The following is a 12,069-nucleotide window of genomic DNA, read 5'->3' as shown; positions in this document are numbered from 1 at the left end:
ATCAGTAGTCGATGCGATCGCGCACGATCGGGCAGGTCATGCAATGGCCGCCGCCGCGGCCGCGGCCCAGTTCGCTCGCGGTGATCGTGATCACTTCGATGCCGGCCTTACGCAACAACGTATTGGTATAGGTATTGCGGTCGTAGCCGATTACAACGCCGGGCTCGATGCACACGAGGTTGTTGCCGTCGTCCCATTGCTCACGCTCGGCCGCGAAAGTATTGCCACCCGTCTCGACGGTGCGCAGCCGCGCGAGCCCCAGCGCCTCGGCCACGACTTCGACGAACGGCTTGTCTTCGCGGCGAATGTTGATTCTTGCCGCCTCGGAATCGCTGGGACGCAGCGAGAACGCGACGATCTCGTTGACCACCTCGGGAAACATCGTGACGAGATCCCGATCGCAGAAGGTGAAGACCGTATCGAGATGCATCGCGGCGCGAGACTTCGGCAGGCCGGCCACGATGATGCGTTCGACCGCGCCGTTCCTGAACAGGCTCTGCGCGAGTTCTCCGATCGCTTGCCGCGAGGTGCGCTCGCCCATCCCGATCAGCAGCACGCCCTTGCCGATCGGCATCACATCGCCACCTTCGAGCGTCGCGAGGCCGTGGTCGCGATCCGGATCGCCATACCAGACTTCGAATTCCCTGCTCGCGAAGTCGGGATGGAACTTGTAGATTGCCGCGGTCAGCACGGTTTCCTGGCGGCGCGCGGGCCAGTACATCGGGTTCAGGCTGACCCCGCCGTAGATCCAGCAGGTCGTATCGCGTGTGAACAGCGTGTTCGGCAAGGGCGGTAAGACGAAACCGGAATAACCGAGGTACTGCCGGTACATCTTCAAGGCGTTCGAATCGTCGGTATCGGGGATGTCCTCCGCGATGACACCGCCGATCAGGAACTCGGCCTGCCGCCTCGGCTCGAGACTTTCGAGCCACGCGCGAACCTCGTTGGCGAGCCCGACGCCGACCGTATCGGGACGGATTTTCCGATCCAGAAGCCACTTCAGCGCTTCCGGGTTGCGTACCGTTTCCGTCAGCAGGTTGTGCATTTCCAGCACTTCGACGCCGCGCTCGCGCATCTTCGTGACGAAGTCGAAATGATCCCGTTTGGCCTGACTGAGCCAGATGACGTCGTCGAATAGCAGTTCGTCGCAATTGCTCGGCGTCAGACGCTGGTGCGCAAGACCCGGCGAGCAGACCATCACCTTGCGCAGCTTGCCCGCTTCCGAATGAACGCCATACTTCATTGTTTCCGTGCTCATCATGTGTCTCCTCGAATCAGAGCGTGAGGAATCCCTTGTACAGGCCGAATGCGGCGATCAGCGCGCCCACGAGTACCGCCGCGAACACGAGTTTTTCCACCAGCGTGAACACGGGTTGACCTGCTTCGCGCTTCGCCTTGGCAAAGAGCAACGCGCCCGGGGCATACAGCAGCGCCGAAAGCAGCACGTACTTGAAGCCGCCTGCATAGAGCAGCCATACCGCGTACACCACGGCGATCAGGCCGATCAGCAAGTCCTTGTTGCGCTGCTTCGGTTCGGCTTCGTAGGTCTCGCGGCGCCATGCGACGAGCACGGCATAGGCCGCCGACCAGAAGTACGGCAGCAGGATCATCGACGTGGCCAGATAGATCAGCGAAAGATAGGTGCCTTTGGAAAACAGCGTGATGAGCAGGAATGCCTGCGTCATGCCATTGGTCAGCCACAGCGCATTCGACGGAACTTTCTTCGCATTCTCCTTGCGCACGAAGTGCGGCATGGTGTTGTCCCGCGCCGCCGAGAAAATGATCTCCGCGCACAGCAGTACCCACGAGAGCAACGCGCCCAGCAGTGAAATGACCAGTCCCACGCTGATCAGAATCGCGCCCCAGTGACCCACGACCCGTTCGAGCACGCCCGCCATCGACGGGTTTTGCAGCGCGGCCAGATCGGGCCGCGACATGATGCCGAGCGACAGCATGTTGACGAGCACCAGCACCAGCAGCACGCCGATGAAGCCCATCACCGTTGCCCGGCCTACGTCGGCGCGTTTCTCGGCGCGCGCCGAGAAAATGCTCGCGCCTTCGATGCCGATGAAAACCCAGACCGTGACGAGCATGGAGCCGCGCACCTGGTCGGCGACACTGCCGAGCTTCGGCGTGCTCAAGCCGAAGAAGTCATTCGTGAAGATGTTCGCCTTGAACGCAAAGAGGCAGATCACGATGAACAGCACAATCGGCACGACCTTCGCAATCGTCGTGATCATGTTGACGAACGCCGCTTCCTTGATGCCCTGCAACACGAGGAAGTGGACGCCCCACAGCAACACCGACGCACAGGCGATCGCAAGCGGCGTATTGCCTTCGCCGAAGACGGGAAAGAAGTAGCCGAAGGTGCCGAACAGCAGCACGAAGTAGCCGACATTGCCGAGCCATGCACTGATCCAGTAGCCCCATGCCGACGAAAAGCCCATGTAATCGCCAAAGCCTTGCTTGGCGTAGATATAGACGCCGCCGTCGAGCTCCGGCTTGCGATTCGCGAGCGTCTGGAAGACGAATGCGAGGGTCAGCATGCCGACGGCGGTGATCGCCCAGCCGATCAGCACCGCGCCCGCACCGGCGCTGACCGCCATGTTCTGCGGCAACGAGAAGATGCCGCCTCCGATCATCGAGCCCACCACGAGCGCGGTGAGTGCGCCGAGATGAAGTTTCGGGGCCGCGGCGGCCGATACCGTCGAGGGTCCTGCCTGCGGGCTGGACGCGGGTTGCGTTACGGAATCTGACATGTAACCTCTCCTTAACCGGTTTCGAGTCCGTTCACTCCGTCGCGGGCGCAGCCGACCGATCGGAGTTTTCGACACATAGTCAGGATAGAAACGGTCAGGTCACGTCGATTGACCTGAATCAACGGACCAGATGGTTGAGCTGACATCGGAGCGGATGCAACGAATTCCGCCGATGATTGGCGATGCTTCACCGGTTGAACCAGCGATATTGCAAGGTCAGCGAAATCGCCTTGTAGTTGCCGCCGGCTCTGACCACGAATCCGTTGGACACGGCCAGTTTGGCCGACCAGTCGCGCGTGATCGGAACCGACAGCGTGAGTCCGTAGCGGGCATTGTTCTGTCTGTCGTCGCCGGTGACACCGTTGACGGAAGTCGCGCCGCCCGAGGAGAAACCTACATCGGCCGCCAGCCACAAGCCCGGACGGAACGTGTATCCGCCATGCAGCTGAAGCTCGGCGAGCGGCGCCTGAGCGCGTCGCCTGTTGCCGAGAAAGGACGTGTTGTCCGTGAATAACCACACGCCCGTCATGACTTCCGCAAACCAGTTGCCGAACGGTTGCGAGATGCCGAACTCAGGCTTGAACGCCCATCGGTGGGTGCCGATGTTGACCAGATGCGCGGGCTCGTACTGTCCGGTGGGCGCGACGACGGTGAGGCTCATTCCGACGATGGTGCCGGGTGTGCGGTGCGCGAATTCCTCCGGCGTCAGCGCCGGGCCGCCCAGAAGATTGACGGAAAGCCTGAAGCGGGCATCGCCGATTCCCGCGCGATGCACCTGATTCGGGGCGTCGAAGACCTTACCCGAGATATCGCCGCTGACGAAAGGCGCGAGCAAACCGAACGACGCGCCATGGCCGGCGAGATTGAATACATGCACGTAGCCAATCGACGCGGAGTTGATCTGCGCCTGGACATCGGTAATGGGAATTGACGGATCGACGAGCACCTGCCCGCTGAGCCTCGTATAGGTGAGCCCGATGAAGTTGGTGCCGACGGGCGCGGGCGAATACGCGCGTGGCTCCAGTTCCTGAGCCGACACCCGCATGATGGACAGAGCGAGGCACGCGCCGACGAACGTCGTGCCGAAGCGGCCCATGCGGCGGGAGCGGATTGGCCCGCGTGGTGGCGCCGAGAGGGTTCGCGCGAAGGGTGAATGCACAGCCGGCATGGTTGATCGAAAGCGGAAAAGGCTTCATCCAACGCTGACGTTACCGGGTTGTTACCGGGTTGGAAACGCGCGCTTATCGTCGGCTATCACGCCGTCGAAGTATTGACCTGAATCAACCCCGTAACTGGTCGCATGCGTATCGTGATTTGCAGGGAGAATGCGCGCCTTTTCAGCAGACGATCGAGTGGCACCTGAATTCGATCAACGCGAATTGCGCAGGGGGATTCAATGACGGTTGACGCAAATCAAGCGGCCGCGGCGCAACGGATACTTGAATGAAATTGCGCTGGACGCCGACGCGGCAATGGGCGGCGATGTGCAGCGATGCGCGGTAGAGCCTTCGTGAAGATCGAAACGAGCGGCGGTCACGCGTGTAGGCAACACCGTTGAAATCGGGTGGAGAAGCGCCATGGCGGAGCAACCCAAAAAGATGAACGTCGTGCAGCTGACGTTCATCGTCACCGTCAACATGATGGGATCGGGCATCATCATGCTGCCTGCAAACATGGCCAAAGTAGGCGCGATCTCGTTGCTGTCGTGGGTCGTCACCGCGATCGGGTCGCTCGCCATCGCCTACGGCTTTGCCGAAGCGGGGCTGCTGAACCAGCGTACCGGCGGCATGGCCGCCTACGCCGAGGATGCTTATGGTAAGGATGGCTACTTTCAGGTCTTCTTTCTGTACTTTCTGTCGATCGCCATCGCAAACGTGGCCGTGGCAAGTTCGGCACTCGGCTATCTCGCCGCGTTTTTCCCGGTGCTGACATCGTCTCCGGTCGCGACCTGCATCGGCGTGATCGGTCTGCTGTGGTTGACCACGGTCGCGAATTTCGGTGGGCCGAAGATCACCGGCCGCATCGGCTCCGTCACCGTATGGGGCGTCATTCTTCCCGTTGGATTCATGTCCGTCGCCGGCTGGTTCTGGTTTCATGCAGACACCTTCGCAGCTGCATGGAATCCGCGCGGGATGGGTATCCTCGAAGGAATGGGATCCAGCATCGCGCTGACGTTGTGGGCGTTTCTCGGAATGGAGTCGGCGGTACAGAACTCGTCCGCGGTGGAAAATCCGAAGCGCGACGTTCCGTTGGCGTGCATGCTCGGTACCCTGGGCGCGGCCATCATCTACGTGCTGTCGACGGCGGTGATTCAGGGGATCGTGCCCAATGCGGATCTGGCCCGCTCGACGGGACCATTCGGACTCGCTTTCGCCCACATGTTCAGCCCGGCGATCGGATCGATCGTCATGGCGCTTGCCGCAATGGCATGCGTGGGCTCGCTGCTGGGGTGGCAATTCACGCTTGCGCAAACCGCGAGAGATGCCGCCGACAGCAACATGTTCCCGTCGATTTTCGGCAAGGCAAACGGCATGGGCGCGCCGATCGCCGGCATGATCATCATGGGATGCGTGCAGTCGCTAATGGCGCTGTCGACGATCTCGCCGAACCTGAGCGAACAGTTCGCGGCGCTGGTCAATCTCGCGGTCGTCACGAATGTGCTGCCGTACATCATCTCGCTGTCGGCACTCTTCGCCATGATGCGCAATGCGGGCACGCAACCGACGAAATATCGGCGCAACACGATCGTCGCGGTGATCGCACTGGCTTATTCCGTGTATGCCATCTACGCGTCCGGCAAGGACGCGGTATTAGGTGGGATGCTGGTCATGGCGATCGGCTACGTGATCTACGGCTTCATGGCGTTCCGCGTCGCCACGGTGACGTCCACCGGGCGCGCCCGCGCGGCGAGGGCGGCGGCTCTCGCGATTGCCGTGGTGGCGCTGGCGTCGTTGTTTCCGTCGCGGTCTCGGGCCGAGGAGCCCGTATCGGCAAGCGTGCTGGCGCGGATCAAACAGTCCGGCACTATCGACCTCGGCTATCTCGACGGCGCGCAGCCCTTTGCCTATAAAGATCAGAGCGGCCAGGTCACGGGTTATGTGGCCGCGTTGTGCCAGAAAGTCGCCGACGAGATCGGCAAGCAACTGGGACTGGCGGCGCTGAAGGTGAACTGGATCGGCATCACAGCCGGCGATCAGGCGCGCGCGGTGCAGGAACGCCGGATCGATCTGTTGTGCGGTGACGGCGATACGCTCGCCAGCCGCCGGAGCATGTCGTTCTCGATACCCGTGTATCCGGGTGGTATCGGCGCGGTGGTGCGATCGGATGCGCCTGCCGGACTGAAAGAGGTGTTGACGGGCACCCCGCCATCACATCCCGCGTGGCGCGCCTCGCCTGCGCAATTACTGTCCCGTCAGACGGTCTCCGTCGTCGACGGTTCGCCCGCGCAACGCTGGCTCGGCGCGAAGATGGAGCGGTTTCAGATCACGGCGTCCGTCGTTCCGGTCCCGGATGTTCAGTCGGGCGTGCGCAAGGTCGTCGAGCGCCAGTCGAACGTTTTCTTCGCCGAGCGATCGCTGTTGCTCGCATTGGCGAGCAACAGTCCGGCGTCCGGCGATCTGACGGTGCTGGACCGCCGCTTTACCTATCTGCCCGTCGCCATTGGCATGTTGCGCGGGGAAGACGATCTGCGCCTCGCCGTCGATCGCACGTTGAGCCGATTGTTCGTTTCGCCTGAGTTCGCGTCGATCTATTCGAGGTGGTTCGGCGAGCCCGATGGCGCGACGCGGGATTTCTTCCGCATGACTGCACTTCCAGAGTGAGGCTCTCGATCATGCTCAACCCATCTCCGCCGCGGCACGATTCGCATTTTCGCCTGCCGATTCTCGAATGGGTTCGCGACTATCAGAAGTCGTGGATCAAGCCGGATGTCATCGCCGGTGTGACGGCGGCGGCCGTCGTGCTGCCGAAGTCGATGGCTTACGCCACCGTTGCCGGGTTGCCGGTCCAGGTGGGCCTCTACACGGCTTTTGTGCCGATGCTGATATACGCACTGTTCGGCACGTCAAAACCGCTTAGCGTCAGCACCAGTGCAACGCTGGCCATCCTGACCGCATCGGCGCTCGGGCAGGTCGCTCCCGGCGGTGGAGCGGCACAACTTGCGATCGCGACGGCTACGCTCACGTTGCTGGTTGGTTTCATCCTCGTGCTCGCCGCGATATTCAGGCTCGGATTCGTCGCAAACTTCATTTCCGATCCGGTGCTGACGGGTTTCAAGGGCGGTATTGCCATCGTTATCGTGCTCGACCAGTTGCCCAAACTGATCGGGCTTCACGTCGTAAAAGGCTCGTTCGCCCACAACGTGTATGCGCTCGTCACGGGGTTGCCTCACGCATCGGCTGCGACGGTTATCGTCGGTCTGGCGACGATTGCGATCCTTGTCGCACTCGAACATTTCTACCCGAAATCACCGGCCCCGCTGATCGCTGTGGCTTGCGGGATCGCTAGCGTCGGTCTCGTCGGGTTGCAGCAGTATGGTGTCGAAACCGTCGGCCACATTCCGACGGGGCTGCCATCGATCGTCATGCCCAACCTCGGTCTTATCGAGGCGCTCTGGCCGGCGGCGATGGGCATCGCGCTGATGAGCTTCACCGAAACGATTGCGTCGGGGCGAGCATTCGTTCGAAGCGAGGAGCCCATGCCGGAGCCGAATCGCGAATTGCTAGCGACAGGATTGGGTAACGCGGTTGGCGCGCTGTTCGGGTCCATGCCGGCGGGAGGCGGAACCACGCAGACGGCGGTGAATCGTCTGGTGGGTGCGCGTTCTCAACTGGCGGAGTGCGTGACGGCCGCGGTGACCCTCGGCACGATGCTGCTGCTCGCACCGCTGATCGGACTCATGCCGCATGCAACGCTCGCCGCCGTGGTCATCGTCTATTCGATCGGCCTGCTCAAGCCGGCGGAGTTCCGCGCGATACTCGCCGTCAGACGCACCGAGTTCGTGTGGGCGCTGGTGGCGCTCGCGGGCGTCGTGCTGGTCGGTACGTTGAAGGGCATTCTGATTGCCATTCTCGTGTCCGTCGTGGCACTCGCCTACCAGGTGTCCGATCCACCCGTGCATGTACTCCGCCGCAAGCGTGGCACATCCGTATTCCGGCCGGTCTCCGACAAATATCCCGACGATGAGGAATTCCCCGGGTTGCTGCTTCTTCGGCCGGAAGGGCGGATCTTTTTTGCCAATGCCGCGAATATCGGTCACAAGATCACACCGCTGATCGAGCAGGCGCATCCGCGAGTCGTCGCTCTGGACATGCGGGCGGTATTCGACCTGGAGTACACGGCGCTCAAGATGTTGACCGAGGCGGAGAAAAAATCCCGGGAACATGGGGTTACTCTCTGGCTGGTCGGTCTGAGCCCGGAAGTGTTCGCCGTCGTCGACAGGGCGCCGCTCGGCAAGGCGCTTGGACACGAGCGTATGTTTCTCAATCTCGAACAGGCAGTTGCTGCGTGGTTCGATTTGCAGTGCAAGCAAGGTGAGCCGTTGAGCAATGAGCCGTCCAGGACCTGAAACTCCAGGGCTTTGGCAAGCGTGATCGTAGTCGGAGCTTCGAGTGTTTCGCAAAGACGTTGGATAGTGGCGCCGACGCGGTCGTCGTATCGGATGAGACGCACGAAGCACCTGCCGCGCTGGCGATGCGGCTGGCGCCGGAGCGTTCCGAATTGGACACGATGCTCCAAAGACGCTCCACACAACTCAAGATGGGATTGGCCGCGCGCCCACGTTTGAACAGGCGGGGCGTTCAGCGGTGTGTCGCCATCATCTTTGTGCGCACGGATGTCGCGCCCGGTATCCGTGCGTCGTAGATACTGGATGAACGGCTGGCGGTACTTGCCGTGATGCGCCGACGGGAAGCGGGCGGGTTTTGTGATCCGGGAAGACAGCCGGGGCTCTGGTGCAACGCTTTAGATAGTGAGCGCAAAGTCGTCCACGAAGCATGCCATTCTCGCAGGATCAACAACTTGCTTTTCTTTGGCGAAAACCGATGCTTTAGCTGCGCGGCGGATGAAACTGGTATTCGCGCTGACGTACCTGGCAACTGCCGGGCTCTATCATGTGACGTCGAGCGCTCTCGCGTCCCGAGCCGCCATATGATGATTGATGAGCCGGGCGGCGTGCGCGTGTAGTTCGATCTGAATCCGTCTGCGTTGCGAATACAGACCTCCGCGCCCGGATCGCCGAGGTCATGGCAATACCGTGTATTCGTCGGCAGATTTTGCGTAGTTTCAGATGCTTGCCGTGGCGATGCTCATCACGCCATGCCGAGCGCGCGCCCCAACTCCGCGAGTTTTTCCGCTCGGGTGATGAATGGTCCGTCGACGAGCTTGCCGTCCACCTTGAACGCGCCGACGCCTTCGTTGAGGGCCTCTTTTGCCGCGGCGACGACGCGCAACGCGTGATCCACTTCTTCCTGGCTGGGGCGGAACGCGTCATTGGCGAGTGCGACCTGGGTTGGATGGATGCAGCTCTTGCCGGCGAAGCCGAGCGCGAACGCGGATTTCGCGTCCACCGTGAATCCTTCGGGGTCTGCAATATCGACGAAAGCGCCGTCGTAGGCTTCGATGCCGGCTTCGCCCGCCGCGAGCCGCACCTGCAAGCGGACCGCCTGTAATGCGGAGGTTTCGCGCTGCGAGATGCCAAGCGGCCCGAACAGGTCGCCGAAGCCAAGCTGCAAACCTCTCACACGTGGATGCGCGAGTGCGATCTGCGCCGCGTGACGCAACCCCCGCGGCGACTCGATGTTGGCGAGAATGCCGATCGGCGCCGCAATGCCGCGCTCGCGTTCGAGCGCATCGAGCATCGCCGCCAATTGGCGTACGGCGTCGGGATCTTCGACCTTCGGCAGATTCAGCATGTGAAGGCCGTCTTGCGCGCACGCGGTTACGTCGTCGGCAAAGTGGGGCGTGTCGATCGCGTTGATGCGCACGATCAGCGTCTTGCCTGCAGCGCTGGCCTCGGGCGTCGACAGATACTGGCGCAACGTGCCGCGCGCGCTGGCCTTGCGGCTTTCCTCGACGGCATCTTCGAGATCGAATGAAATCGCGTCGGCAGCGCCTTGCATGGCCTTTGCGAACAGTTCGGGGCGTGACGCGGGGACGAACAGCTTGCTGCGCATCAGTAGATTGCCGGCATTCGATGACATGATTGGCTTCTCAAAAATTGTAGACAATTTATTTTCTGTACTCTACATTGAGGCTGTGTTTCATACAACCACGGGTGCTGTTTCCGTGGCCCGGCAGCCGCCGCAGAGTCATCGCCGGCTGACCCTGGGCTGCTTCGTATTTACCGCGCAGTTGCATCGCCATTGCCTCGCAGTTGCCATTTACCTAGTTCGACATGACGTCTTCATCGCACGAATCCGCCGCTACGCCGGCCATCGCCGATCACTCCGCCGGACCGCTCGCCGGCATCAAGGTGCTGGATTTGAGCGCCTATATCGCGGGTCCATATGGGTGCACGCTCCTTGCCGATCAGGGTGCGGAGGTCATCAAGGTCGAGCCGCCGCAAGGCGACAACCTTCGCAATTACCCATCCACGCTGCCGCAGGAAAGCCGCGCCTTTCTCGGCGTGAATCGTGGCAAGCTCGGCATCGTGCTCGACCTGAAAACGCAAGCGGGGCACGACGCGCTGATGAAGCTGGTGGATCAGGCGGACGTGCTGGTGCATAACTTTCGCCCGGCCGTGCCGGCCAAGCTCGGCATCGCCTATGACTCACTGCGCGAGCGCAATCCGCGTCTGATCTACTGTGCGCTCACCGGTTACGGGGATACCGGGCCGATGCGCGACAAGGCCGGTTACGACCAGGTGCTGCAATCGATGTCCGGCATCTGCTCGCTGCAAGGGGCGCCGGGCGACGCGGAGATCGTGTACGGATCGGTGGTCGACTATTACGCGGCATCGATGCTTGCCGCGAGCGTCGCTTCGGCGCTGTATGCGCGCGAACGCACCGGGCATGGGCAGTATGTCGGCGTGTCGCTGCTCGCCAGCGCGCTCGCGATGCAGTCCGCGCGCTTCGTATGGGCAGACAGCGAGCCGCGCGAGCGCTTTCGCGACATGCGGTCGGGCGGCATCACCGGTTTGCATCCAACTGGCGAGGGCAGCATCTATCTTTCGGCCAACACGCCGCATTTCTGGGCTGCGCTGTGCGAACTGATCGGCCGTCCGCAACTCGCCGCCGATCCGCGTTTCGACACCGTCAGGAAGCGCGCCGAACACGCGGACGAAATCGTACCGGTCTTGCGCGACGCGTTACGCGCGCATTCCGCGAAGGAATGGGAGCAGATTTTCGGCGAACAGGTGCCGTGTTCGGCCGCGCGAGATATCGAGGACATGTTCGATCATCCGCAGGTGCTCGCTCAAGGACTCGTGGAAACCTACCGGCATGACAACGCCGGCCCGTATCGCGGACTTGCGCGACCGTTCCGGTTTGGCGCCGTGCCGCTAGCCGCGCAACGTGCCGCACCGAGGCTTGGCGAGCATACCGAAGAGGTGCTTGCATCGGTCGGCATCGTCGTCGACAAGGATGCGGAGTGATGGAGCAGGCATCGATTCCGGGCACCATCCCGTATTTCCTGAAGGAACAGATTCGCCGCTCGATCATCGACGGCACGTTCCGCCCCGGCCAACCGCTGCGCGAGCAGGATCTGGAGCGTCGCTATGGCAGCAGCCGTGGACCGATCCGTGAGGCCTTGCGTCTGCTGGAGCAAAGCGGTCTGGTCACCCATATACAGCGGCGCGGCTTTCGCGTGACGTTGTACAGCGAGCGTGAAATCCGCGACATGTACCTGCTGCGCGCCGAGCTGCAAAGCTACGCGATGCTGCGTCTTGGCGACATCGACGATCTGAAGCCGCTGCTGAAAGAAATGAACGAGTGTCATCAGCGCATGGCGTCGGCGTTCGAAGCCCGCAATGTCGGGCAGTACGTGCAGGAGATCCGCAATTTCTATGACGCCAGCTCGCGGTTTCTCGGCAACAAGCCACTGCAGGACGCGCTGAACCGGCTCTATGAAACCGCTGAGCCGCTGCGCTTCAACCTGCTGTCGCGCAGGCTCGACAAGAGCCGCTCGCTGCAATACACGAGGAAGATCATGCAGGCGTTGAAGGCGCGTGATTTTGCTCTGGCGGCGGCGCTCAAGCGCGAGCACGTATTACTGAATCTGCCGAGTATCGTCGAGACCTACATGGCGGCAACCTACGAGGATACCGAAGCGAGAGCAGGCTGATTCCAGTCGAGGACGGCGACAACAAATACAA

At 61.9% G+C, this 12,069-nt stretch carries 8 protein-coding genes; 4 read left to right on the top strand and 4 right to left on the bottom strand.

Annotated features, from left to right (window positions below):
• Position 1 precedes the first annotated feature (1 nt).
• The 3 genes from arcA to L0U82_RS33075 all read right to left on the bottom strand — a co-directional run bounded on the left by arcA (position 2) and on the right by L0U82_RS33075 (position 3,855).
• A complete protein-coding gene (gene arcA / locus L0U82_RS33085; RefSeq protein WP_233837737.1) occupies positions 2-1,258 on the bottom strand; it encodes an arginine deiminase in 1,257 nt (418 codons plus the stop codon).
• Between the two features lie 16 nt (positions 1,259-1,274).
• Complete coding sequence (arcD, locus tag L0U82_RS33080) at positions 1,275-2,642, bottom strand: arginine-ornithine antiporter (protein ID WP_233839291.1); 1,368 nt, start codon at positions 2,640-2,642, stop codon at positions 1,275-1,277.
• A 304-nt stretch (positions 2,643-2,946) separates the two neighbouring features.
• Positions 2,947-3,855, bottom strand: a complete 909-nt coding sequence (locus L0U82_RS33075; protein WP_442793708.1) for a transporter — start codon at positions 3,853-3,855, stop codon at positions 2,947-2,949.
• 481 nt (positions 3,856-4,336) lie between these two features.
• On the opposite strand from L0U82_RS33075, the gene potE reads away from it, so the two are divergent.
• Entirely contained in the window at positions 4,337-6,580 is a 2,244-nt protein-coding gene (gene potE / locus L0U82_RS33070; RefSeq protein WP_233837735.1) for a putrescine-ornithine antiporter, read from the top strand.
• A gap of 11 nt (positions 6,581-6,591) precedes the next feature.
• Positions 6,592-8,325 (top strand): SulP family inorganic anion transporter, encoded by a 1,734-nt coding sequence (locus L0U82_RS33065; protein WP_233837733.1) that lies wholly within the window; start codon positions 6,592-6,594, stop codon positions 8,323-8,325.
• A 742-nt stretch (positions 8,326-9,067) separates the two neighbouring features.
• On the opposite strand, the gene L0U82_RS33060 is transcribed toward L0U82_RS33065, so the two are convergent.
• Positions 9,068-9,931, bottom strand: a complete 864-nt coding sequence (locus L0U82_RS33060; protein WP_233839289.1) for an HpcH/HpaI aldolase/citrate lyase family protein — start codon at positions 9,929-9,931, stop codon at positions 9,068-9,070.
• Positions 9,932-10,152: 221 nt separating this feature from the next.
• On the opposite strand from L0U82_RS33060, the gene L0U82_RS33055 reads away from it, so the two are divergent.
• Both L0U82_RS33055 and L0U82_RS33050 read left to right on the top strand, forming a co-directional pair.
• Positions 10,153-11,349, top strand: coding sequence for a CaiB/BaiF CoA transferase family protein (locus L0U82_RS33055; RefSeq protein ID WP_233837731.1), 1,197 nt, complete (start codon positions 10,153-10,155; stop codon positions 11,347-11,349).
• Positions 11,349-12,038 carry a GntR family transcriptional regulator gene (locus tag L0U82_RS33050; protein WP_233837729.1) on the top strand — a complete coding sequence of 230 codons (690 nt, stop codon included), beginning with the start codon at positions 11,349-11,351 and terminating at the stop codon, positions 12,036-12,038. Before L0U82_RS33055 ends, L0U82_RS33050 begins: the two co-directional genes overlap by 1 nt.
• Positions 12,039-12,069: the final 31 nt, after the last annotated feature.

Origin of the sequence: Paraburkholderia sp. ZP32-5 (assembly GCF_021390495.1) — a bacterium.
GTDB lineage: Bacteria > Pseudomonadota > Gammaproteobacteria > Burkholderiales > Burkholderiaceae > Paraburkholderia.
The sequence above is the reverse complement of the archived record's forward strand: the minus strand, read 5'-3'. Positions and strand labels throughout refer to the sequence as shown.